The sequence below is a fragment of the uncultured Brachyspira sp. genome, from assembly GCF_910578695.1.
Taxonomy (GTDB): Bacteria; Spirochaetota; Brachyspiria; order Brachyspirales; family Brachyspiraceae; genus Brachyspira.
The window spans coordinates 1-25,053 of record NZ_CAJTQJ010000038.1 but is presented as its reverse complement, the minus strand read 5'-3'; the positions used below and the strand labels follow the sequence as shown (position 1 = coordinate 25,053).

22 protein-coding genes are annotated in these 25,053 nt (G+C 26.6%); 14 read left to right on the top strand and 8 right to left on the bottom strand.

What is annotated here, in order from left to right:
- The coding region (locus QZ288_RS09630) for a sulfatase-like hydrolase/transferase (RefSeq protein ID WP_295158279.1) at positions 1–2,226 on the top strand (2,226 nt) is incomplete at its 5' end.
- 112 nt (positions 2,227–2,338) lie between these two features.
- On the opposite strand, the gene carB is transcribed toward QZ288_RS09630, so the two are convergent.
- The 8 genes from carB to QZ288_RS09590 all read right to left on the bottom strand — a co-directional run bounded on the left by carB (position 2,339) and on the right by QZ288_RS09590 (position 13,163).
- Positions 2,339–5,536, bottom strand: coding sequence for a carbamoyl-phosphate synthase large subunit (gene carB / locus QZ288_RS09625; protein ID WP_295158276.1), 3,198 nt, complete (start codon positions 5,534–5,536; stop codon positions 2,339–2,341).
- Positions 5,529–6,608, bottom strand: a complete 1,080-nt coding sequence (locus QZ288_RS09620) for a carbamoyl phosphate synthase small subunit (RefSeq protein WP_295158272.1) — start codon at positions 6,606–6,608, stop codon at positions 5,529–5,531. The genes carB and QZ288_RS09620 overlap by 8 nt, the downstream gene beginning before the upstream one ends.
- A 232-nt stretch (positions 6,609–6,840) precedes the next feature.
- Positions 6,841–7,794 carry a peptidylprolyl isomerase gene (locus tag QZ288_RS09615; protein ID WP_295158269.1) on the bottom strand — a complete coding sequence of 318 codons (954 nt, stop codon included), beginning with the start codon at positions 7,792–7,794 and terminating at the stop codon, positions 6,841–6,843.
- A gap of 69 nt (positions 7,795–7,863) precedes the next feature.
- Entirely contained in the window at positions 7,864–9,345 is a 1,482-nt protein-coding gene (locus tag QZ288_RS09610; protein WP_295158266.1) for a B12-binding domain-containing radical SAM protein, read from the bottom strand.
- A 21-nt stretch (positions 9,346–9,366) separates the two neighbouring features.
- Positions 9,367–9,807, bottom strand: coding sequence for a YkgJ family cysteine cluster protein (locus tag QZ288_RS09605; protein ID WP_295158264.1), 441 nt, complete (start codon positions 9,805–9,807; stop codon positions 9,367–9,369).
- Positions 9,808–9,863: 56 nt separating this feature from the next.
- Positions 9,864–10,304: a MarR family winged helix-turn-helix transcriptional regulator gene (locus QZ288_RS09600; RefSeq protein ID WP_295158261.1), complete on the bottom strand. Its 441-nt coding sequence runs from the start codon at positions 10,302–10,304 to the stop codon at positions 9,864–9,866.
- A gap of 70 nt (positions 10,305–10,374) precedes the next feature.
- Entirely contained in the window at positions 10,375–12,600 is a 2,226-nt protein-coding gene (locus tag QZ288_RS09595) for a glycoside hydrolase family 2 TIM barrel-domain containing protein (RefSeq protein ID WP_295158258.1), read from the bottom strand.
- 140 nt (positions 12,601–12,740) lie between these two features.
- Entirely contained in the window at positions 12,741–13,163 is a 423-nt protein-coding gene (locus tag QZ288_RS09590; RefSeq protein WP_295158256.1) for a hypothetical protein, read from the bottom strand.
- Between the two features lie 160 nt (positions 13,164–13,323).
- On the opposite strand from QZ288_RS09590, the gene QZ288_RS09585 reads away from it, so the two are divergent.
- The 13 genes from QZ288_RS09585 (at position 13,324) to QZ288_RS09525 (ending at position 24,982) form a co-directional block, all read left to right on the top strand.
- Positions 13,324–14,406 (top strand): ankyrin repeat domain-containing protein, encoded by a 1,083-nt coding sequence (locus QZ288_RS09585; protein WP_295158251.1) that lies wholly within the window; start codon positions 13,324–13,326, stop codon positions 14,404–14,406.
- A gap of 73 nt (positions 14,407–14,479) precedes the next feature.
- On the top strand, positions 14,480–15,007 hold the full coding sequence (locus QZ288_RS09580; protein WP_295158248.1) for a hypothetical protein: 528 nt from the start codon (positions 14,480–14,482) through the stop codon (positions 15,005–15,007).
- A 152-nt stretch (positions 15,008–15,159) separates the two neighbouring features.
- Complete coding sequence (locus tag QZ288_RS09575; RefSeq protein WP_295158245.1) at positions 15,160–15,723, top strand: hypothetical protein; 564 nt, start codon at positions 15,160–15,162, stop codon at positions 15,721–15,723.
- Entirely contained in the window at positions 15,720–16,394 is a 675-nt protein-coding gene (locus QZ288_RS09570) for an ABC transporter ATP-binding protein (protein ID WP_295158242.1), read from the top strand. Before QZ288_RS09575 ends, QZ288_RS09570 begins: the two co-directional genes overlap by 4 nt.
- A 377-nt stretch (positions 16,395–16,771) precedes the next feature.
- On the top strand, positions 16,772–17,155 hold the full coding sequence (locus QZ288_RS09565; protein ID WP_295158239.1) for a MerR family transcriptional regulator: 384 nt from the start codon (positions 16,772–16,774) through the stop codon (positions 17,153–17,155).
- Positions 17,156–17,178: 23 nt separating this feature from the next.
- Positions 17,179–17,625: a cyclophilin-like fold protein gene (locus QZ288_RS09560; RefSeq protein WP_295158236.1), complete on the top strand. Its 447-nt coding sequence runs from the start codon at positions 17,179–17,181 to the stop codon at positions 17,623–17,625.
- A gap of 88 nt (positions 17,626–17,713) precedes the next feature.
- Positions 17,714–18,553 (top strand): aldo/keto reductase, encoded by an 840-nt coding sequence (locus tag QZ288_RS09555; RefSeq protein ID WP_295158233.1) that lies wholly within the window; start codon positions 17,714–17,716, stop codon positions 18,551–18,553.
- Between the two features lie 55 nt (positions 18,554–18,608).
- Positions 18,609–19,526, top strand: a complete 918-nt coding sequence (locus tag QZ288_RS09550; RefSeq protein ID WP_295158230.1) for an aldo/keto reductase — start codon at positions 18,609–18,611, stop codon at positions 19,524–19,526.
- Between the two features lie 565 nt (positions 19,527–20,091).
- A complete protein-coding gene (locus QZ288_RS09545; protein WP_295158227.1) occupies positions 20,092–21,066 on the top strand; it encodes an aldo/keto reductase in 975 nt (324 codons plus the stop codon).
- Positions 21,067–21,591: 525 nt separating this feature from the next.
- Positions 21,592–22,095 carry a flavodoxin gene (locus tag QZ288_RS09540; RefSeq protein ID WP_295158224.1) on the top strand — a complete coding sequence of 168 codons (504 nt, stop codon included), beginning with the start codon at positions 21,592–21,594 and terminating at the stop codon, positions 22,093–22,095.
- A 22-nt stretch (positions 22,096–22,117) separates the two neighbouring features.
- Positions 22,118–22,573 (top strand): cupin domain-containing protein, encoded by a 456-nt coding sequence (locus QZ288_RS09535; RefSeq protein WP_295158221.1) that lies wholly within the window; start codon positions 22,118–22,120, stop codon positions 22,571–22,573.
- Between the two features lie 168 nt (positions 22,574–22,741).
- Positions 22,742–24,217: a flavodoxin gene (locus tag QZ288_RS09530; RefSeq protein WP_295158219.1), complete on the top strand. Its 1,476-nt coding sequence runs from the start codon at positions 22,742–22,744 to the stop codon at positions 24,215–24,217.
- 105 nt (positions 24,218–24,322) lie between these two features.
- The gene (locus QZ288_RS09525; RefSeq protein ID WP_295158216.1) at positions 24,323–24,982 is read left to right on the top strand and encodes a DUF4405 domain-containing protein; all 660 of its coding nucleotides are present in this window, start codon (positions 24,323–24,325) and stop codon (positions 24,980–24,982) included.
- Positions 24,983–25,053: the final 71 nt, after the last annotated feature.

The following is a 25,053-nucleotide window of genomic DNA, read 5'->3' as shown; positions in this document are numbered from 1 at the left end:
ACTATTACAGTTTTATTTATATTACTTATTTCTTTAGCTGGCATAGAGAGAAAAGGGTATTTATCTGATTTTAATTTTATTTTTGAGAAAGATAATAAATATTTATATTCAGCTAAAGTTAATTACTATAGTAAAATATTTAAAAGCAGCGATATATTTGAATTTAAAGGCAATACTAGTAAATTAACAAAACATATAGAAAAAATAGAATTCGGCGGCTTTAATAGTAAATTTGCTAATGTACAATTAAATAAAGACATAAATGATATAAAAGAAAATGCTGATATATATTATACTCTTTATTTAAAATCGTATTCTATTAATATATATATTTTTTTATTGATATTAACTTTTATACTCAATATTGGTAATTTTTATAAATTGATTTTAAATGATGAAATTATAAAATACAGAGATAAATTAATATTTTTATCTTGTTTAGCAGTATCTTTGCTTTCAGGCATATTTATACCGTCTTCTTTAATTGGGGCTTCTCCTCAGGAATTTTCAAATCCGTTTTATTTAATACTAAATAATCTCTCAATGAGTTTAGGTATGTTTCTATTTTATCCTCTATTTATATATTATTTATTTTCTGAAAGAATTAAAAACTATATAGCATTATTATTAATATTTACTTCTTTTTTTATTTTTATAAATACTTTCATAATGACAGGAAATTATTTGAATATTAATTCTGACTTTATATTTGATAATTCTCAATTACTTATATCATCTTTTAAAGATATATTTATGACGCTTATTTTGATAATATTATCGGCAGTATTAATAATTTTTATTTTGAAAAAGAAAAGAACAATAATATTTATTAATACTTTATCTATAATATTAATAGTATTTGTATTTATTTCTGTATTTAATATTTATACAATTATTAAATCTCACTCTAATTTAGAAAAATCTAGTTCAGTTAATAATAATAATAATAATAATAATAATAATAATATAAAAATATTTAATTTATCTAAAACAGGAGAAAATATATTTGTTTTTATACTTGACAGAGCTGTTAATTCTTATTGGATAGATGCTTTAGATATATTTCCTGAGTATAAAGAAAAATTAGACGGATTTACTATTTATCCTAATACAGTATCTTTTTCTAGTCATACAGTAACTATAGCTTCGCTTTATGGGGGATATGATTATCTGCCTTATGAATTAAGCACAAATGGAAATTATAATATAAAAGATAAACATAATGAGGCACTTTTGATGATTCCAACTAGCTTAGAGCAGTACGGTTATAAATCATCTGTATTAGAGCCTGTTTATGCAAATTTTAATGGTGATTTGAGTATATTTAAAAATTATACCAATATAAGTGCTTATAATAATAATAGTATTGATAATTACAGCATTTCTAAATATCTCAATAAATCAGCGTTTAATATTGATGAAAATAATAAAATAAATCAGAAAAATGATATTATTAGATTTTCTATATTTAGAATGCTTCCAATAAATTTAAGATATGATTTTTATAGAAACGGCAGCTGGTTCAATTTATTTAAATCAAATATTAATAGCAGCGTATATTATTATGCTATTTTTTCTAGCATTAAAGATTTTATAAATATTAAAGAAGATAAAAGTAATTATTATAATATTTTACATAATATGATTACACATGAACCTCAGTTTTTTTCTTCTGATTATTTACCGCATACTCAACATTATCCTGTAAAAGATGAAGATTTACTTAAATATAAAGATGAATATAGTGTAAGACATTTTTATGCTAATATTGCTTGTATAAATGTTTTAATTGATTTTATAGAATTTTTAAAAATTAATGAAGTTTATGATAATACAAAAATAATATTAATTTCAGATCATGGAGCAGAAAATGTTAATACATTAAAGTTTACAGATGATGATATGAAATTTTATGTTTGGTTTAATGCATTATTTATGTATAAAGATTTTAGAAGCAGCGGAAATATAAAAATAGATACTAATTTTATGACTATAGCCGATATGCCGTATTTTGCTGTTAAGCATATACCTAATATAAAAAATACATTTAATAATAATATTATTACAAATGATTATAAAACTAATGGAGCTTATATTGTAAAATTAAACAACTGGGATATCGGCAGACAATTTAATAATAATTATAATTTCAGTACTTATTATTTTGTTAAAGATAATATATTTGATAAAAACAATTGGAAAAGATTTAAAATGGATTCAAAATAAAAAAATAAAAATAGCATAATGCATATAACTTTACATAAAATAATTTTATAATAAAAAATATAAAAGAGCGGATAATTTTTTATCTGCTCTTTTTATAATATAATTATAATATCTAAATACTAGCCATATCAATTATACTGAAATTCATAGATTCTATAACTTTAAGCAAAGCATAAGCTGTATCTAATGAAGTAATACAAGATATATTATTTTCAGCTGAAGCCCTTCTTAATTCCAAACTATCCGAATGAGTTTGACTATTAGTTTCTATTGTATTTATAACATAATCAACTTTTCCAAGCCTTATAGTATCTATAATATTTTCAAATCCTTCCTCATATATTTTTGATACTTCTTTTACATAAAGCCCCTCTTTCCTTAAAAAATTAGAAGTGCCTTTTGTAGCATATATGCCGTATCCTATACTTGAAAATCTTTTTGCCAAATCAAGTACTTCATGCTTATGATTATCAGATATTGTAAAAAGTATATTACCCTGAAGAGGTATTCTTATACCGCTTGCAATTAATGCTTTGTATAATGCTTTTTCAAAATTAATATCAAAACCTAATGCCTCGCCTGTACTTTTCATTTCAGGACCAAGTATTGTATCTACTCTTCTTAATTTTGAGAAAGAGAATACAGGAGCTTTAACAAATACTTTTTTAGATTCTTCTTTATATATATTATTATAGCCTTGTTCTTTCAATGATTTTCCCAATATACACATAGTGGCTATATTTGCCATTGGAATATTAGTTATCTTGCTTAAAAAAGGAACTGTTCTGCTGCTTCTAGGATTAACTTCAAGAACATAAACATTATCATCTCTATCAACTATAAACTGTATATTATAAAGCCCTATAAAATTAAATCCTTCCCCTATTCTTTTAGTATAATCAATAACAGTATCTTTTATTTTCTGAGATATAGTTTGTGCAGGATAAACGCTTATAGAATCCCCAGAATGAATGCCTGCCCTTTCTATATGCTCCATTATGCCGGGTATAAAAACATTATTATCGCTATCAGCTACAGCATCAATTTCTATTTCTTTACCTATAACATATTTATCAATAAGTATAGGTGCTTTATTGCTTATTTCCTTTACAGCCGTTTCCATATACATTTTTAATGAAGCATCATTATCTACTATCTCCATAGCTCTGCCCCCAAGTACATAACTAGGACGAACTAAAACAGGATAGCCTATATTTTTTGCTATATTAACTGCTTCATCAACCGTAATTGCTGTTTCTCCTTTAGGCTGAGGTATATTAAGAGTTCTAAGCATTCTTTCAAATTCATGCCTATCCTCTGCTCTATTTATATTCTCTAATGAAGTACCTAATATATTAACTCCATGCATAGCTAGTTTTTCAGCCAAATTAATAGCTGTCTGCCCTCCAAACTGCACTATAACCCCTTTAGGCTTTTCTAATTCTACAATATGCATAACATCTTCTATAGTCAAAGGCTCAAAGTAAAGTTTATCCGATATAGAAAAATCAGTAGAAACCGTTTCAGGATTATTATTTATTACTATAGCTTCATATCCTGCATCTCTTATAGTCATAACAGAATGAACAGTTGAATAATCAAATTCCACCCCCTGCCCTATTCTTATAGGTCCTGAACCAAGAACTATTATACTCTCCTTTTCGCTTTTTACAGATTCATTTTCTTTTTCATAGGTAGAATAAAAATAAGGAGTTTCGCTTTCAAACTCTCCTGCACATGTATCAACCATTTTATATACAGGAACTATATTATTTTTATGTCTTAATTTATATATATCAATTTCTTCCATACCCCAAACTTTAGATATATAGCTGTCTGAAAATCCTCTTTCCTTGCATTCTCTCAAAACTTCCATATCCATTTTATTTTCAGATAATTTTTCTTCTAATATTATTATATTTTTTACTTTATCCAAAAAGAATTTATCTATATGAGTAATATTTATTATATTATCAATATTCTCCCCTCTTCTTAAAAGCTCGGCTATAATAAATATTCTTAAATCATCTCTTAATTCTATATTTTCCCATAATTTTTTTGTAGTATACTGAGAAATATCATTATGAATTATATGATCGCATTTTATTTCAAGAGAACGGACAGCTTTTAAAAATGACTCTTCAAAATTTCTTCCTATGCTCATAACTTCGCCTGTAGCTTTCATCTGCGTGCCTAATTGTCTGTCGGCATTAGGAAATTTATCGAATGGAAGTCTTGGAAATTTTGTAACTACATAATCAATAGAAGGCTCAAAACATGCAAAACTTTTTTTGGTAATAGGATTAAGTATTTCATCTAAAGTCATTCCAACTGCTATTTTAGCACTTATTTTTGCTATCGGGTATCCTGTAGCCTTACTTGCCAAAGCACTTGAACGCGATACTCTAGGATTAACTTCTATTATATAATAATTAAAGCTATTAGGGTCAAGTGCTAATTGTACATTACATCCGCCGCATATCTTTAAAGCCCTTATTATTTTAAGACTTACATTTCTAAGCATCTGATTTTCTCTGTCGCTTAAAGTCTGACAAGGGGCAGTTACTATGCTGTCTCCTGTATGTATTCCCACAGGATCAACATTTTCCATATTGCATACCACTATAGCATTATCATTATTATCCCGTATAACTTCATATTCTATTTCTTTATATCCTGCAATACTCTTTTCAACCAAACATTCATGAACAGGGCTTATCTTTAATCCCTTTTCGCATATTTCAATTAATTCTTCTTCATTACGTGCAAATCCTCCGCCTGTTCCTCCAAGTGTATAAGCTGGACGAACTACTAAATGATAGCCTATTTTATTGGCAAACTCAATAGCCTCTTCTACGCTATGTACTATAACGCTTTCAGGTACAGGCTCATTTATATCATTCATAAGCTTCTTAAAAAGCTCTCTGTCTTCGGCACAGTTTATAGCATTCAAATCAGTACCCAAAACTTCAACATTATATTCATCTAATATGCCGCTTTCAGCAAGCTCAACAACCAAATTAAGTCCTGTCTGCCCTCCAAGAGAACCTAATACAGCATCAGGCATTTCTTTATATATTATTCTTTTAGCAAAACTCAAATTGATAGGCTCTATATAAACTTTATCTGCAACTTTGGTATCAGTCATTATCGTTGCAGGATTGGAGTTTATAAGCACAACTTCATAGCCTTCTTCTTTTAAAGACTGACAGGCTTGCGTACCTGCATAATCAAATTCAGCAGCCTGCCCTATTACTATAGGACCTGAACCTATTACCAATATTTTTTTTATATCTTTTCTTTTAGGCATTTTTTACCCCTTCATTCATCATATCAATAAACTTATCAAATAAATACTTACTGTCCTCTGGTCCGGGATTAGATTCAGGGTGATACTGAACAGAGAATACAGGATATTTTTTATGTTTTACTCCCTCGCAGCTTAAATCATTTAAAGATATATGCGTCATAATGAGATCTGTATCTTTTAAACTTTCTGCATCCACTGCATAACTATGATTCTGACTTGTTATGCTTACCTTTCCTGTTTCTAAATCTTTAACAGGGTGATTCCCTCCCCTATGTCCGAATTTTAATTTAATTGTATCAGCATTGCATGCCAAACTTATAATCTGATGCCCTAAACATATTCCGAATATAGGAACTTTTCCTATAATATCTTTTATAGTGTTTATAGATTCTTTTACATCTTTAGGATTACCTGGTCCGTTTGAAAGCATTATGCCTTCAGGATTTAAACTCATTATAGTTTTTGAATCTGTATCATAAGGCACAACTATCAAATCGCAGTTTCTTTTACTTAATTCTCTTATTATTCCAAGTTTAGCACCAAAATCCATTAGTACAACTTTTCTGCCTCTGTTCGGTATCGGAAAGGCATTTTTTGTAGAAACTCTTTTTACATGATCATTTATATATGATGCTTCTTTAAGCATTTTTACTATATCATCTTTATTATCTATAGTATCGCTCATTACTGCTTTTAATGTTCCCACTTCTCTTATTTTCTTTGTTATTGCTCTGGTATCTATATTTTCTATAGCAGGAATATTCTTTAATTTTAGAAACTCATCTATAGTTTCTGCATTTCTAAAATTATTAGGACTTTTACAAGCCTCTTTTACTATAAGTCCGAATATGGCAGGATTCAAACTTTCAAAATCATCTCTATTTATGCCGTAATTTCCAATAAGCGGATAAGTCATAACTGTTATTTGTCCGCAGTATGATAAATCTGATAATACTTCCTGATAACCTGTCATAGATGTATTAAAAACTAATTCACCCGCCTTAAAATTATCAGAACCTAAAGCAATGCCTTCATAATAACTTCCATCTTCAAGTATTAAATAACGTTTCAAATTTTGCCTTCCTATTATTCTAATTTTTTTTAAAATAAAAAAGATTGGAAATTAACAAAAAGTTAATCCCCAATCTTTTAATCTTCTTAAAAACTGCATCACTAGCAGAACTATTTTTATTTTAAACTTATTCAAAATCATAATATATATTTCTTAATTTTTGCCTTTAATAATAACATATAATTATTATTTTACAATTATTATTTTAAAATATTATAAAAATTATAAATCATTATTTGTAAAGCTGAACAGATACCCTTTTAGTTTCTTCATCAAGCCATTTTATGAATGATTCTCTCATACGAACTTCGCCTAAATAGTTTTTAACCCTTGTTCTTATACTCTCCATATCCTTTTCAATTCCTGCTATTTTTACTATATAAAAACCCTTTCCAACTAATTCTCTCACGCTGCTTATAGTACCTACTTTATATCCTCTCTTTGCAAGATTAAGTCCTGCATTAATCTGTGCAGGCAATGATCTTTTTCCTGCATCATAAAGCAGATTATATCCTAAATCTCCTCCGTTCATTTTAGTAGCATTATCATCGCTATACTCTTTTGCAAGTTCAGAAAAGTCTTGTCCTCTCGCCGCCATTGACCTAACCTTTGCTGCTAATTCCTGTTTTTCGCCTTTTTCTGTAAATGTTACCGCTTTAAAAAATATCCAAGAGAGCTTTACTAAAGTATCAACTTCAAAAGCTGATTTATCTTTAGTATTATTATAAAACTCGTCTGCCTCCTCATCTGATATTTCTGTATTATTTATAACAAGTCCATTTAAATTTTCCATAGCTATCTGCTTTTTTATAGAATTTCTATATTCATCATAGGATATGCCCTCAGCCATTAACTGTTTTGAAAATTGATCTAAAGTCATATTATACTGCTTTGCTATACTTTCTAATCTTCTGCTTACATCATTTTCTTCTATTACATAATTATATTCTTTAAGTTTCAAATACATTACTCTCTCTTCAACTAAATCCTTATAAACCATATCATCATTAATCCTTTGACCTACAGATCTAGCCTGCAATGTTAAAAATGATTTTCTGCTTAAAAAATCTTCATAAGTAATAGGAATAGAACCGACTATACCCACTATGCTGTTTACAACATCATTAAATAAAAGATTACTTTGTATAAAAATAAAACATAATATAAAAGCTATTATTTTTTTCATTTTTTATTTAATCCTTAATAATTTTTGTATAAATATAAAACCGCTGTAAAAGAATATCATTAAAACAATTTATATGCAAGTATTCTTTTCATTGCCAAAATACGAAGATATTATATTTTTGAATGATTTTATATGATATTTTATATCGTAAATATCTCTTATACTTTTTATTTTTTGTATAATATATTTAGGAGTAAATGATAAATTATAAAAATATTCAATATATTTAAATACTTTTTCATCATCTATACCCAATTTCATAACAGTTCTTCTCATATCATATTCAAACCACTTTTTTGTATTGATAAGATTATTTTCATTGCAATAGTCAAATATTTTAGTACCCGGATATGGTATAAAAATAGAAACATTCATAGAATTAATATAACCATTAAACATTAAATCTCTTACAATATTAAATGTATTTATTATATCCTCTTCAGTTTCCCAAGGATACCCTATCTTTACCATCATATCTGTAAAAAGTCCTGCTCTTTTAGCCAATTTAATAGATTCTATCATATTATCTATACTGTTATCTTCAATACCAAGCTTTTCCAAACTTTTAATATTTCCTGAATGAAAATTAAATAGAACTGTTTTAAATCCTGACTTTCTCATCATTAAATAGTGATAATATTCTAATAATCCTAGATAAATATAGCAGTCTATATAAAGTTTTTTATGAAGCTTTCTCTCTCTCATAGTTTCGCAGAATAATGAAAGCCATTCTCCTACAGGAAAATAAACGCTTGTATCTAATATTTCTTTTATTCCGTATCTTTTATTTAAAAATTCTATTTCATCTATAACATTGATAGGATTTCTAACTCTCATATTATTAAAAAGAATATTAGAAGAATTACTATTATAATTATTATGTATAGCCCCTCTTGCAGACATTATGAATGTGCCCGGATTTCTTTTATAATAATCATTTTTTTTAGAATATAATTTCCAATTAGTAAGATTTCTATCTATAAACGGAAGCCTGTCCAAAGATTCCTCAAGTTCAAATTTACCTGTATTTCTTATATTATCATTAGAAGTTCTGTAATATATTCCTTTAGATAATTTTTCACCATTATTAATATGATTAACCAAATTTAAAAGTAAAAAATCATAATCGCCCCCTGTAAGAACAAAATCCGCTTTAGATTTTTTCATACTTTCTTCAGGCAAAGCTGTAACATGATCTCCTGCTAAAACTACATAAACATTTTTATATCTTTCTTTTAAAGTTTCTACAGCATCCCATATATAATTTATAATAGGAGTTCTTCCCTCAAAAAATATTAAATCAGGCATTATCTCATCTAAACTATCAAACCACTCTATAGTATTCATATTTCTCACTATAGTATCTAAAAATATAACATTAATGCTGTTATTTTTTAATAATGTAGCAGCATAAGAAGGAATCATAGGATATGAATATGAAGGATTTTTAAGCCATTGAAACTGTCTATTTAAAGATAATAGAGGATATCCATTATTATACTCAAAAGGAGGATATGTTATACAAACTTTTTTTATTTCTTTTTTTTTCATAAAAATAAACAGACAAATAAATTATTTAATTTTTTTAGCAGCTTTTTTCTTTGTACTGCCTGACTTCTTTTTAATAATCTTTTTTTCATAAACATATTTTTCTAATTCATATTGATCATCAAATATTACATCATACCATTCTTCATATCTCTCGCATTTAGGAGGGCTATGTTTCGAGCAAATCTCATTTCTATTTTCATAATTTTTACAAAGATAAGTTTTTTTATCCAAATATCTGCATTCGCTTCTTATCATGTGATACCAAGTATTTTCATATATAAATATAAATGAATGTCTAAAATGCAAATACCATTTTAAAGTATTAAGTTCGCTTTCATTTTTTGGAGGAGATATTTCCATCACCAAATCATGGCAGCATAAAGAATTGCAGTCGGCACATAATTCTTCGCTTACTTTTTCTTTTCTATTTTTTAATAAACTATCTGAAGGTATAACTTTCAAAATAAAACCGCCTTTTTTAATATTACTTAATTATAATAATAATTAAATTAAATATTTTAATTATTGTTATAATTTTCCATAAATGTAATAAGTTTTTTTTGATGTTCTACATAATTTTTTATTTCATCTTCTGTAAGACATTTAAACATTTCTATATCTAACTTTTCTAATTCCTTTAATATAGGTTCTGCAAATGTAATACCCTTTTTTGTTAAACTTATTAATCTGTTTCTTTTATCCTTTGGGTTAATCTTTTTTTTGATATATCCTTTCTTATAAAAATTATCTAATATAGAACAAACAGTCTGTTTTGGAACTGATAATTTTTCTGTAATGGTATTTTGAACGCATTCTTTGCTATTATATATTATAAATAAGCTGAATAAAGCCAAATCTGTAATACCATACTGCTTAGCCCATAAGTAATAAAATCTATTAGAAGTATACCAAAAATCATATATGGTTTCCATATATTTTTTCATATCTTCATTTTTCATAGTCTTTCCAATTTTTTAATATTTTATTTATATTAAACAATAAATTGCAAATAAAACAAGATTAATTTTATTATATTACTTTTATTTCTATAGTTTTATTTTCAACTCTTTTATTTTTTACTGTAATTTTTATGCTTCCTTTTTTATTATTAGATTTAACCCAAAAAGAATAATAACCGCCTTCAAGCACAGGATTATCATTTCCTATTAATTCGCCCTCTCCTGAAACTTCTATAATAACAGCTTCATTAATATAAGGAAGTCTGTTTCCTATAGAATCAACAGCTTTAATAGTTACTCTTGTAGAATCCCAAGAAGAGCCTTCTTTTATAGAATTTATTTCATAATCATCTGCCTTAATCTCCAATTCTTTAAATACAGGATTATTCAAAAACTTTTTTTCTATAACAGCTTTGCCGTCTATATATCCTATTATTTTCATATCTCCCCAGCCCATATCGCTTACTCCGGGTATATTAACTTCCATTTTTAATATTATAGGAGAATGCCTCAATCCCTGATATTTTCCAGAAGCGGGATATTCTTTAGATATTAAATCATCTCTATAATAGATTTCTGCATAATCGCAGTTTGTAGCAATTATCAGAGGCGAAATACCCCCTACAGCTCTCTCTCCCCTTGCATATATAGTTATAGGCTCTAGTACAATTTTATTTTTTCTGCTTATTTGAGAAGAATATACCCCCGACGCCAATTTGGGATTTCTAAACATATCATAAACACCATGATAGCATATTCTGTCTCCGGAACCAAAATTATAATGAGTATGATAATCAAAAGCACACCAGCCTATAGAACCTGCAATATTTTTATCTATAGCAACTGCATTTATAACTTCAAAATGTCTTTTAGTATGCTCTATTAATCTCTCTTCACAATCCTCTATTTTTGTAGGAAACATATGTCCATTATATTCTGTTATCATATAAGGTACATTTTTATCTAATTTCGTTACATACTTTTGTGCTCTTATAGCATCAGCAATACCGTCATAATTAAAATCATTCATAGTATATACATCTTCTAAAAGTTCGCTTCCTGTTATATATCTTACACCGCCTGTCTGTCTTGTTTTATCTAATTTATGTGCCGTTTCATTAGTTGCTTTATAAAAATCATGATTATCCTGACTTTCATTTATTCTAACCCCCCATATTATTATAGAGGGATGATGAAAATCTCTTTCTATCATATCCTTAACATTTTCTATAGAAACCTTCTGCCAATCTTTATCTCCTATATGCTGCCATCCCGGAATCTCTTCAAAAACCATTAATCCTATTTCATCGCATCTGTCTAAAAAATGTCTTGAAGCAGGGTAATGAGAGGAACGAACTATATTAAGTCCCAAATCAAATTTAAGTATATCAGCATCTTTCTTCTGCACCCTCTCAGGCATAGCATAACCTACATAAGGAAAACTCTGATGTCTATTAAGTCCCATTAATTTTATTTTCTTTCCATTCAAAAAAAAGCCGTCTTCTGTAAATTTTACATCTCTGAATCCTATTCTTACAGAAATTAAATCTTCATTAGAAAGCGATGCTTCAAGTTTATAAAGTCTTGGATTATCTATATCCCATAACTCTATTCTATCAGAGTTTATATGTTCATCTATATTTATATCAGTAAATAATTCATCTTTTTTTAAAGTTATTTCTTTTTTTATTTCGCATATATGATATTCTCTATTATATAAATTAATTGAAATTGTTTCTTTTGCATTTTCTTTTTTGCTGTTTCTTATTCTTATTTTTCCTGTTATATTCTGATTGGCAAGCCCTGTAATCATAATATTTTCAATGGAAATTTCATCAGTTATTATAATTTGTACTTCTCTGTATATTCCTCCGTAGCATAAATAATCTATTTCATTTCCGAAAGGCGGTATATCTTTTCTCTCTGTACTGTCTAATTTTACAGATATTATATTTTCTCCGTTTTTAAGCTCATCTGTTATATCATATATAAAAGGCAGATATCCTCCCTTATGCTCTGAAAAACTTTTTCCATTAACAAATACTTCAGCAGCAGCCATAGCAGCTTCAAAATTTATTAAAACTCTCTTGTTTTGTAATTTATTTTTATCATAATTGAATATATTCTGATATCCTGAAATAAGCCAAGTATCAGATTCATTAAAATAATGCATTGGTATCTCAGAAACAGTATGAGGCAATGTTATATTTTCTCCGTTTAATTTTTCAGTTTTTATATTATCATTCCAATCTTTGAAAAAAATCCAATTAGTATTAAAATTGATTATTTCTCTCATTTGTTTATTACTCCGAAAGTTTTATTTAACTTTATTTAAGTTTATTATAAAAAATATTTTATAAAAATCAATTAAAGTTTTTTATAAAATATAATAAGAATTTTTGATTATATAAGATATTAATTTGAGATTATATAATTTTAGGCATAAACATCAACAGCGTTTCCTTTATCTGATGAACTTGCTATAGCCGCCTTTGTAACACCGCCTGAAACATAAACCCTTTTGCATTCAGGACATATATTAGTAGTTAATGTTACATTTTGAAAAATTACTTCTCCGCCGCTTTTTTCTGCAGATCTTTGATTATTTGCAACATGTTCCTGTTCATGAGAAGCCACCATAGAAGGAGCACTTGAAGGATCTATACGGGCAGGAGTTTTAAATGATACGCCTATATCATTAGAACCGTCCTGATAGGTTCTTGAGGCACAAGTTTTGCATACTCCGACTTCGCTTATAGGAGTTTTATTTTCCGCTTCCTGAACAATATTATTAATATTATTTCTTATAGCATTGCTGTTTTTTATATAAGGAGCATTATTACGAATACTTATTTCCATAATTTTATACCTCTTAAATATTTAATTCTACCCCTATATACAAATTATAAACCTATAAAAATAAATATCAATATATAATTTATAAAAAAATATAAAATTTTATTTATAGTTTTTATCATTTCCGATAATATAAATAGTATTTTACGGCTTGGATTTTATAATGAAAAAAATAATTGTTTTATTAATTATAATATTTAATACTTTTTTAGTATTATCTGCACAAAATGATGATTTAGATGATTTAATGGAAAATATAAAAAATAATGATATAGAAAAAGTAAAAACTTTATTAAGAGAAGGCATTAATTTAGATTTATATAATATCAATTATCAAATGAGCCCTTTAATATATGCAGCTAAACTTGGAAATGCAGAAATAGTAAATGAATTATTAGATTTCGGAGCTAAAGATTTTGATTTTGCATTTTATACTGCCTGTGCAGAAGGTTATTGGGATATAGCAGAAAATATAATGAAATCTGGAGCTAGTAATTATAATATAGCTTTATCATACGCAGCTATAGGAGGGCAGTTGGATATAGCAGAAAAACTTATTGATTTAGGTGCTAAAGACCTTAACCCTGCATTGGTATCCGCATGCGAAGGCAATAATTTAGAAATTGTAAAATATTTAATAGATAAAGGAGCTAATGTTAATGCTAAAGCATATATAGAATCATATAGAAATTATAAAGGTGCTGAAAGAAAATCTCCTCTTACCGCTTCAACAAATATTGATATAATAAAAGAATTAGTTAATGCTGGGGCAAGCAATCTAAATGAAGGAATTATATATAATGCTCAGATAACTTATGATAATTTTGACAGTACTTATTATACAAGTATTCTTAATGAATATATTAATTTAGGTGCTGATGTCAATTCATATAGTATGAATGACGGAAAAACTTTACTTATGTATTTAATAGAAAAAAAAGAATTAGATTTTGAATTAATAAAAAAAGTTATAGAATTGGGTGCCGATGTCAATGCAAGTGATAGAAACGGCAACACTGTTTTGATAAGAGCAGTTATGTATAAATATGAAGCCCCTATAGAAGACAGCAGTTTGAATAAAAAAGTATATAGAACAATAGGTACTCCTATTAATATAATAGAAGAACTTTTAAATGCAGGTGCAAGTCCTACTGACAGAAATAATTACGGAAATACTGCTTATAGAATAGCTGCCAAAAATAAAAGAGAAGATATAATAAAACTTTTTGATAAATATACTAAATAATCATTATTAATAATACTAATTTTATGCCGAAAATATAATTATTATATTTTAATGTATTTTTAAGGTATTTTTTATGATAAAATTTTATAGTATTATAAGTTTATTATTTATAATAACATCATGTGCTTCCAATACTAAAACAGCAAGTCAAAAAAATTATAATGATATTTGGATAAAAACAGTAAAAGGTAAAAGCGTAGTAGCTCCTAACGGATATTTGTATACATTTAAAGATAATGGAAATGTAGAATATAAAATGAATGGAAGTAAAAGCAGAACAGGTATATTTGTATATGCTGATACTCCAAATACAGCATATTATTATGAAAAAATGCCTTTAAATAATATAGCTTATGATATAAGAGATTCTATACCTTCAAGCAATGTCAGTATGTATGTAATGTTCATGATATCTAATAATAAATTAAAAATGACTTCAGGATATACAAAAGAATATAAAGACAGACTGCTAAGCTGGAAAAAAAACAATCTTACTATATATAATACTTTAAGAGAAGGAAAAGATATGTCGGAATATCCTATACCTTATATAGAGGAAGTAGATAAAGCAAATCAAATAGAATTCGGAAGCCTAAGATAAATTCTTTATAACAAATAAGCAGTAAAATAATTTAGTTAAGTAATTATAAATAATATCGATATTTATTATTAACGCAAATATAGGTATATTGTATTTTTACAAAGATACTGATAATGGGTTTAATAGTAAATAAAAAATAAAAGGTTTTTATTGTGTATAATTCAACTATTGGGTATGCTTCTAAACTTATTAAAGGAAGTATTGTTTTTTCGATAATAATATTTATCTCATTATCGCAGCTTATGACTATAACTTCTATATTTAGTTTAGTGTGGAAATATGAAATTTTATTAAATGAACATGTACCTTTTTTCAGAGAATTTTCTATATATGCTTTATTTATAGCAATATTAATAATCGGAGTATTATACTCTTCTATATCAAGTTCATATATATTTTCAAAAAACAGCCGAATGTTTTCTACGCTTCGTATATTCGGAGCTACTAAAATAGCTATAAGGAAATTAGCAATACTAATAAGTCTTTTGTATCCTTTAGTATCATTCTTGATTTGTATTATAGAAATGCTTATTTTATATTTAAGATATCAATCATATATACTAACTTTGGTAGAAATATCAGATGTTATCAATGGTGCTTATATTGTACTTTTAGCTAATGCTTTTCTGACAATAGGATTTATGATAGGTGCTTTTATATCAAATTCTATACTATTAAATAAAGATCCTTATAAAGATTTGAGGGGAACGCTATGAATATAAAAGTTATAAATGTATCAAAGGTTTTCCCTTTAGGCATAAATAAATGCAATGCCTGTGAAGATATTAGTTTAGATATTAATCAAGGCGATTTTATAAGTTTTGTAGGACATACTGGAAGCGGAAAAAGTACATTACTGAGTATAATAGGAGGAATACTAAAACCTACAAGCGGTACTATATACTATGATTCATTAAAATTAAATAGTGCTAATGAAGATATGCTTGCAAGTTTTAGAAGAGAATATTTTTCTTATATATTTCAATATCCTGTAATTATACCTACTATAAGCGTTATAGATAATATACTTATGCCTTTAGCTTTTAAGCATAAAATTACTGAAGAAAAAATAAATCAAACCAAAGAAAATATAGAATTATTTTCACTCAAAAATAAAATATATTCCAAAGCATATAATCTATCAGGCGGAGAAATGAAAAAAGTAGCTATATTAAGAGCATTAGCATACGGCTGTAAATGCTTAATAGCAGATGAGCCTACAAGCGATTTAGATCCTGCCACTACAAAAATTTTAATGGAAATATTAACAGCTATAAATAAGCAAGGCACAAGCATCATAATGGTTACGCATGCTCATAATATTGCAGCACATGCTAATAATGTTTATGAAATGTCTAATGGAAAAATAGTAAGATGTTTAAAATGATTATTTTTTAACTTTTATTGTCTCTCCTAATAACTAAAAAAGTTACTTTTTAGTAAATTATATATAATTTCTAATTGTTTTTCAATACCGAAAATGTTCTTATTTCAAGATGTTATCTTATTTCAATTGTTATTCTTTACTTAACTTATGACAAAAAATGATTTTATAGCTAAACTTTAACAAATTTTAGTTATTAGTACAGTGTCTAATTATTTAATATCATTAATACTTTTTTATTATATATAATTATAATATATAAGTATTTGATATATTACTATAATAAATTAAAATATAAAAATCAATTTTGGTATTGACATTAGAGTAAACTCTAATGATATAATAAGACTTATCATTTCATAATAAAAAGGATATAAATTATGACAATAGCTGAAGTAAGCAAAAAAACATCATTATCTGCTTATACATTAAGATATTATGAAAAAATCGGAATAATACCTGAAGTAGAAAGAAATGAAAACGGGACAAGAAATTACAGCGATTATGATATTGGGTGGATAGAATTTTCAAAATGTATGAGAAGCTCAGGAATGTCAATAGAGGCTATAATAGAATATATAAAGCTCTATAATAAAGGCGACAGCACATTAGAAGAAAGAAAAACACTGCTTATAAAACAAAGAGAAAATATACAAGAGAAACTGAATGAACTTCAATCAGCTATTGACAGATTGAATGTAAAAATAGAAAAATTTGATCATAATTTAAGTTATCTCAGCAAAAATGATAAAAATAAAAACTAGTAACAAAATTAGGATATTAATTTATGAAAATAAAAAAATATTTATTAATTTTTATTATTGCTAATATTACAGCATGCAATTTCGTTTATGGAGATAATATATCAAATATGAATACTCTAAATACTTCAGTTAATTTAAAAATAAATAATAAAGAATATAAATTAATATTATATGATAATCAAACTGCAAAAGATTTTTTATCTATGCTTCCATTAACTATAAATATGAATGATTTAAACAGCAATGAAAAATATTATAATCTAAATAAAACTCTTACAATGCAAAGCACAAGAGTTGAAAGTATAAAAACAGGTGATTTTATGCTTTATGGTAATAACTGCTTAGTTCTTTTTTATGAAAATTTTAAAACATCCTACAGCTACACAAAAATAGGATATATAGAAAATATATCTGGACTTAAAGACTCACTTGGAAGAAAAACAGTCAAAATAAGTTTTGATATTAATTAAAAATAAAAATTATTAAAATCACTATTGACATTGGAGTGTACTCTAATGATATAATTTATAATAATAAAAATAATAGGAGTATAATATTATGAAAAAAGTAAAACTACATAATGGGATTGAAATGCCTATACTAGGTTTCGGAGTTTATCAAATACCTGATTATGATGAATGCAAAAAATCTGTATTAAATGCTATTGAAGCGGGATATAGATTAATAGATACTGCTTCTGCATATAATAATGAAAAAGCTGTGGGTGATGCCATAAAAGAAAGCAAAATTGACAGAAAAGAATTATTCATTACAACTAAATTATGGATAAAAGATGCAGGATATGATAATGCTAAAAAGGCTTTTGAAATTTCTATGAATAAACTTGATTTGGATTATTTAGATTTATACTTGATACATCAGCCTTTCGGAGATTATTATGGTTCTTGGAGAGCTATGGAAGAGTTATACAATGAAAATAAGATTAAAGCCATAGGAGTAAGCAATTTTTATCCTGACAGATTATTAGATTTAATTATGAATAATAAAATAGTTCCTATGGTAAATCAAATTGAAACTCATCCTTTTTTCCAAAGAGAAGAAGATAATAAACTTATGAAAGAATATAATATTCAAATAGAATCTTGGGGACCATTTGCTGAAGGAAGAAATAATATATTTACTAATGAAACATTGCAGAATATAGCAAAGAAGCATAATAAAACTGCAGCACAAGTTATATTAAATTGGCTTATAAAAAGAAATGTTGCAGTTATACCTAAAAGCGTGCATAAAGAAAGAATAATAGAAAATTTTGATGTATTTGATTTTGAGTTAGATGATAATGATATGAAAGAAATTTCTAAACTTGATACCAAGCAAAGCTTATTTTTATCTCATACCGATGCTGAAACTGTAAAATACTTATGCAATTTATAAAATAAAATAGCTTACAATTTAATTATTAAAAATATATTTTACGGTGAATCTAATAATGAAAAAGATTTTTATAAGTTTTTTATTTATTTCTATTTCTATAATAGTTTCTGTGTTGGCATTAAATCAAAAAGCAGAGGCAGATAATATGAAAGATAAAGCAAATTTTAATTTCAATAAAAAAACTTTTAAATTAAACAGCGGATATGAAATTCCTTTAAATGGAATAGGGACATATAGTTTATTGAATGATATTTGCTATAATTCTGTATTATTTGCCTTACAAAACGGCGTTCGTTTAATTGACACAGCATATATATACCGTAATGAAGAAGAAGTAGGAAAAGCTGTAAAAGATTCTAAAGTTGATAGAAAAGATATTTTCATCATCACAAAATTATATCCTAATCAATACCATAATGCAGAAAATGCTATAAATGAAGCATTAAAAAAATTAGATATGGAATATATTGATATGATGCTTCTTCATCACCCTGCTAATAATGATGTTGAAGCTTATAAGGCTATGGAGAAAGCTCTAAAAGAAGGCAAGATTCGTTCTATAGGGCTTTCTAATTGGTATATAAAAGAATTAAAAGAATTCATTTCTAAAATAAATATTATGCCTGCTTTAGTACAAAATGAAATACATCCGTATTATCAGGATACTGATGTTGTAGAGTATATTCAAAGTTTAGGTATAGCAGTTCAGGCATGGTATCCATTAGGAGGGAGAGGATATCAAAAAGAACTTTTAAATGATAAAGTATTAAATATAATAGCACAAAAATATAATAAATCTATTGCTCAAATTATATTAAGATGGGGCTTGCAAAGAGGTATAATTGTAATACCGGGTTCAAGCAATAGAGAACATATAATAGAAAATACACAGATATACGATTTTGAATTAAGTGATGAAGATATGAAAAAAATATCAGAATTAAACCGTAATGAAAAACACGATTGGTATTAAAATTAATTAAATGATAAGGAGGTAATAAAACTAATTATAAAAATAATAAGCATATAGCATTGTTTAAGAATGTCAAAACTTATTAAAAATATTTAAAAACTATAAGCGAGTTTATCGATAGCAACAATAAAATAATTTTTATTAGAAATAACAAACTAATTATAAAAATTATGAGCGTCTGACATTCGCGAAATGGCAGAGATTATTAAACAACAATTTTTATTATATTAAAACACTAAAATAAAAATTGCGAGCCTCTTTCAAATTTATTTGAAAGATATTATAAACGAGCAATTTTTATTAATAATAAAATATAAACGAGAAGCTAATAACTTTAGTTATTAGCTAATTTAAAGCGAGTTTATCGATAACAACAATAAAGTAATTTTTATTAAAAATAATAAACTAATTATAAAAATTATGAGCGTCTGACATTCGCAGAATGGCAGAGTATCAAAGCTCATAATTTTTATTAGAAATAATAAAGATAAACGAGCAGCTAATAACTTTAGTTATTAGCTAATTTAAAGCGAGTTTATCGATAACAATAATAGGAGTAATTTATATGCAAAAAAGAAAATTAGGAAATTTAGAAGTATCAGCAATAGGTTTAGGCTGTATGGGATACGGCAATTATGAAAATTATGATAAAAGAGAATTAATATCGCTTATAGATGAGGCTATAGAATTGGGTATTAATTTTTTTGATACAGCAGAAGCTTACGGACCCTATAAAAATGAAGAAATAGTAGGCGAAGCATTAGAAAAATACAGAGATAAAGTTGTGATAGCTACAAAATGCGGAATACAAATTTGTGAAAATGGGAAATCTGTATTAAATGCCAAAAAAGAAACTATAAAAGCATCAATAGAAGGTTCATTAAAAAGATTAAGAACAGATTATGTTGATTTATATTATCTTCATAGAGTCGATACTAATACGCCTATAGAAGAAGTTGCTGATACAATGAAAGAATTAATAAAAGAAGGAAAAATCAGGTATTGGGGACTTTCAGAGGCTGGAGCAAATACAATAAGAAAAGCTGATAAAGTGTGCAAGCTTACTGCATTACAAAGCGAATATTCTATGATGTGGAGAGAACCTGAAAAGGAAATCATACCATTATTAGAAGAATTAAATATAGGCTTCGTTCCTTTTTCTCCTTTGGGCAAAGGTTTTTTGACAGGCAGATTTAAAGACAGTTCAGAATTTTCAGAAAATGATTTTAGAAATTCTATTCCAAGATTTCAAGAAGAAAATTTAAAGCAAAACTATGCATTAGTTGAAGTTTTGGAAGATATAGCAAAAACAAAAAATGCCTCAAAACCTCAGATAGCATTAGCATGGGTGCTTCATCAAAAACCGTTCATAGCACCTATACCCGGAACAAGAAAAATAGAAAGATTAAAAGAAAATATATCATCTGTTAATATAGAGTTTACAGAAGAAGAATTAAATAATATAAATGAAGCACTTAAAAAAATAGTGATTTATGGGGAAAGATACCCAAAAGAACAATTAGAAAGAGTAGGAAAATAATATTTTTATTTTTATATATAGAAGTTATGAGTGCCTGCTATTCGCGAAATGGCAGGAAATAATTAAATAACAATTTTTATTAGAAATAATAAGCTAATTATAAAAATTATGAGCGTCTGACATTCGTAGAATGGCAGAGCATAAAAGCTCATAATTTTTATTAGAAATAATAAAACAATTTTTATTAACAATAAAAGATAAACGAGCAGCTAATAACTTTAGTTATTAGCTAATTTAAAGCGAGTTTATCGATAGCAACAATAAAGTAATTTTTATTAGCAATAATAAACTAATTATAAAAATTATGAGCGTCTGACATTCGCGAAATGGCAGTAAATAATTAAATAACAATTTTTATTATATTAAAACACTAAAATAAAAATTGTGAGCCTCTTTCAAATTTATTTGAAAGAGATTCTAAGCGAACAATTTTTATTATTAATAATAAAAGATAAACGAGCAGCTAATAACTTTAGTTATTAGCTATCATTAGCGAGTTTATCGATAACAACAATAGGAGCAAAAATGAAAGTATTAATAACATATTATTCTCATTCATCAAACACAAAAAAACTTGCTGAGTTCATAGCAAAAATTATAAAAGATGAATTTCAAAATGCAAAAATAGACTTTTTTAATGCAGAACCAGAAAAAGCATATTCTAAAAATTATAATGCAGTATTAGATGAAGCTAAAAGAGATATAAAAAATAATCATAAGCCGAAACTTAAAAACAGCATAGAAGGTATAGAAAGCTATGATGTAATATTTATAGGAAGCCCTAATTGGTGGAATACTATGGCACCTCCTGTAAATAGTTTTATAAATAGTTTTGATTTATCTAATAAAATAATAATGCCTTTCTGTACGCATGGAGGCGGAGGGGCTGGAAACATTAAAAGAGATATAGAAAAAGAATCAAAATCTAAACAAACAGCTAAAATATTGAGTGTATACGGAAGTTCAGCATCAAGATCAGAAAATGAAATAAGAAAATGGATAAAAGACATATTTATAAAAACAAAATAATAATAAAATTAAGGATAGTTAAATGTCAGATTATAAATATAATAATGCACCTGAAAAAAGTATATTGATAAAAAACGGAGAAGGTAAAAAATTTAAAGGAGCAGAAGAATATTTTACAGGAGATGTTGAAGTAGAAATTCTTACAGAAGCAAATGAAGATTCGCATTTCTCAGTAGCTTATGTAACATTTGAAGCAGGAGCAAGAACTGCATGGCATACACACCCTAAAGGGCAGCATTTGATAGTAGTTGAAGGCATAGGGCTTACTCAGGAGGAAGGAGGAGAAATTTTAGAGTTTCATAAAGGAGAAGCATTATACTGCCCTAAAGATAAAAAACATTGGCATGGAGCTTCGCCTGAATGCAAAATGAAGCATATTGCTATTACAGGCGATAAAGACGGAAATAATGTTGATTGGCTTGAACATGTTACTGATGAAGAATATTATGCTTATAAAAAAATTTTTAATAATAATTAAAAAAAAGTGAGCCGAAGCACATCGATAATTTATTATTGATATAGTTAAAACGATGTTAAAGGCGGCAGCAGCGGCAATAATAAAACAATTTTTATTAACAATAAATAATAAATAATATTTAAATTAATTATTATCAATATAAGCCCATTTAATTAAAAAGGAAAAACTATGAAAAATATAAAAATAATATCAATATCTGCTGTAATTATAATTATAGCAGCAATAATTTTCTATGCATTAAATAAATCAAAAAATAATATAATAAAAAAACAGCAGGTTTTTGCTCAAGAAGTAAACATACAGTCAAATAATTTAGGAGATGCAGAAATGATAAATGATAATTTGATATTATTAGAAGGCGGAAGTTTTATGATGGGAAGCCCTGAAAACGAAAGGCAGCGTGATAAAGATGAAGCTTTGCATAATGTAATAATAAACTCTTTTTATATAGATCCTTATGAAGTTACTCAAAAGGATTATCAAAATATTATGGGAAAAAATCCAAGCCATTTTAAAGGTGAAAATTTACCTGTAGAAAATATTACTTGGTATGATGCTGTAGAGTACTGCAATGCTTTAAGCATAAGCAAAGGACTTACTCCTGCATACGCTATAGAAGAAAATATAGTAAAATGGGATAGAAGTGCTAACGGATACAGACTTTTAACTGAAGCAGAATGGGAATATGCAGCAAGGGCAGGCACAAGAACAGTATTTAATTCTCTTAATCATATTACAAGCGATAATGCCAACTTTGAAGGAAGCTACCCATACCTTATAGAAGAAAACTATGTTAACTCTCATAATCCTAATGTAAAAACAAGCCGTTATAGAGGAAGAACATTAGAAGTAAACAGTTTAAATCCTAATCAATTCGGGATTTATAATATGCATGGAAATGTATCAGAATGGTGTTTTGATTATTACGGAAAATATGATACAGAAAATAATAATAATCCTGCGGGTGCTGAAACAGGTTCTTTAAGAATAAGCAGAGGCGGAAGCTATATTGACTTTGCAAAACATTTAAGAGCAGCATACCGTTCTGCATGCAATCCTTTAAGCACAGACAGAAATACGGGCTTTAGAATAGCAAGAAATTCTAAACCTATTAATGATGTTATAGAAACAGTTTATTCATTAAATATAGAAATACCTAAAAACCCTAAAATATTAATAGCATATTTTTCTTATTCAGGCAATACAAGAAATGCTGCTGAAATTATAAGAAAAAAAACAGGGGCAGATATAATAGAAATAAAAATGAAAAATCCGTACAGAGGAAGAGGAAATATATATGAAACATCTCAAATAGATTTAAATATAAATGTGTATCCTGAATTAGCTGATAATATTCAAAATATTGAGCAGTATGAAGTTATACTTTTAGGATATCCTACTTGGTGGGCTACTATGCCTATGCCTGTATTTTCATTTATAAATGAGTATGATTTTTCAAAAAAAAGTGTTATTACATTCAGCAGTCATGGAGGAACTATGCTTGGAGACAGCGTTTCCGATTTAGCTAAACTTATACCGAATGCTTATGTAGGATTAGCTTTAGAGTTTAATTATTCCGGAGGAAGAGAATTAGAAAATAGAATTTCTCAATGGCTGAAATTAAATGGTATTGAAGAAAGATAGATAATAAAAAATCGTTTTGTTTTCCTTAATATAGTTTTACTTTATTTTTTCTCTATGCTTATAAAAAGTATGGGGAGAAAGTAAAGAATTTAAATAGGCAGATTTATGAAATTAAAAAAAATAATAAAAATAATAATAGATATTCTAATGTATATTATATTCATTTATCTTATGAGTTATAGACCGGGAAGAGGTTTATTTCTTCACGGAGTATTCGGTTTTACTCTATTTGCTTTATTTATACTTCATCATATTTTAAATATAAAATGGTATGGAAGCATTACTAAAGGAAAATACGGCTTTATCAAAAAACTATTTATAACTATTAATTTTTTATTATTTTTTGATATGATTATAATGGCTGTAAGTTCAATAATGATGTCAGGAGATATATTTGCATTTTCTCCTTTTATATCAACACAATTTGCAAGAAACCTACATATATTATCAACTGCATGGGGATTTATACTTATGATATTTCATTTGGGACTTCATACCAATAATATTTTTAGAAGCATATACAGAAAAGTAAAAGATACATATTTAAAATATATTTATATTGTTTTATTTTTAATAGTGCTGTTTTTGGGAATATGCTCTTTTATAATAAGCGGAATTATTAATTCTATGTTTCTAATACCTAAAGAAAACCATTCATTTTATGATTTGTATTTTTATTTTCAATATATAATGATGACTATAGGAGCAGCTCAAATTATTCATTTGACTTTTATAGTTTTCAATAAAATAAATGAAAGAAAATAATATAAAAAATAATAATTTTATTTACTAATAAAAAACTTGTTCGTTAATTATTCCCTGACATTCTATGAATG

What these genes read in the sequence shown, in the direction of transcription:
- QZ288_RS09540 (WP_295158224.1), top strand. Translation starts at nt 21,592, where the DNA reads ATGAAAGTATTAATAACATATTATTCTCATTCATCAAACACAAAAAAA.
- QZ288_RS09550 (WP_295158230.1), top strand. Translation starts at nt 18,609, where the DNA reads ATGAAAAAGATTTTTATAAGTTTTTTATTTATTTCTATTTCTATAATA.
- QZ288_RS09615 (WP_295158269.1), bottom strand. Translation starts at nt 7,794, where the DNA reads ATGAAAAAAATAATAGCTTTTATATTATGTTTTATTTTTATACAAAGT.
- QZ288_RS09545 (WP_295158227.1), top strand. Translation starts at nt 20,092, where the DNA reads ATGCAAAAAAGAAAATTAGGAAATTTAGAAGTATCAGCAATAGGTTTA.
- QZ288_RS09560 (WP_295158236.1), top strand. Translation starts at nt 17,179, where the DNA reads ATGAAAATAAAAAAATATTTATTAATTTTTATTATTGCTAATATTACA.
- QZ288_RS09600 (WP_295158261.1), bottom strand. Translation starts at nt 10,304, where the DNA reads ATGAAAAATGAAGATATGAAAAAATATATGGAAACCATATATGATTTT.
- QZ288_RS09595 (WP_295158258.1), bottom strand. Translation starts at nt 12,600, where the DNA reads ATGAGAGAAATAATCAATTTTAATACTAATTGGATTTTTTTCAAAGAT.
- QZ288_RS09565 (WP_295158239.1), top strand. Translation starts at nt 16,772, where the DNA reads ATGACAATAGCTGAAGTAAGCAAAAAAACATCATTATCTGCTTATACA.
- QZ288_RS09590 (WP_295158256.1), bottom strand. Translation starts at nt 13,163, where the DNA reads ATGGAAATAAGTATTCGTAATAATGCTCCTTATATAAAAAACAGCAAT.
- QZ288_RS09525 (WP_295158216.1), top strand. Translation starts at nt 24,323, where the DNA reads ATGAAATTAAAAAAAATAATAAAAATAATAATAGATATTCTAATGTAT.
- QZ288_RS09555 (WP_295158233.1), top strand. Translation starts at nt 17,714, where the DNA reads ATGAAAAAAGTAAAACTACATAATGGGATTGAAATGCCTATACTAGGT.
- QZ288_RS09580 (WP_295158248.1), top strand. Translation starts at nt 14,480, where the DNA reads ATGATAAAATTTTATAGTATTATAAGTTTATTATTTATAATAACATCA.
- carB (WP_295158276.1), bottom strand. Translation starts at nt 5,536, where the DNA reads ATGCCTAAAAGAAAAGATATAAAAAAAATATTGGTAATAGGTTCAGGT.
- QZ288_RS09530 (WP_295158219.1), top strand. Translation starts at nt 22,742, where the DNA reads ATGAAAAATATAAAAATAATATCAATATCTGCTGTAATTATAATTATA.
- QZ288_RS09570 (WP_295158242.1), top strand. Translation starts at nt 15,720, where the DNA reads ATGAATATAAAAGTTATAAATGTATCAAAGGTTTTCCCTTTAGGCATA.
- QZ288_RS09610 (WP_295158266.1), bottom strand. Translation starts at nt 9,345, where the DNA reads ATGAAAAAAAAAGAAATAAAAAAAGTTTGTATAACATATCCTCCTTTT.
- QZ288_RS09585 (WP_295158251.1), top strand. Translation starts at nt 13,324, where the DNA reads ATGAAAAAAATAATTGTTTTATTAATTATAATATTTAATACTTTTTTA.
- QZ288_RS09535 (WP_295158221.1), top strand. Translation starts at nt 22,118, where the DNA reads ATGTCAGATTATAAATATAATAATGCACCTGAAAAAAGTATATTGATA.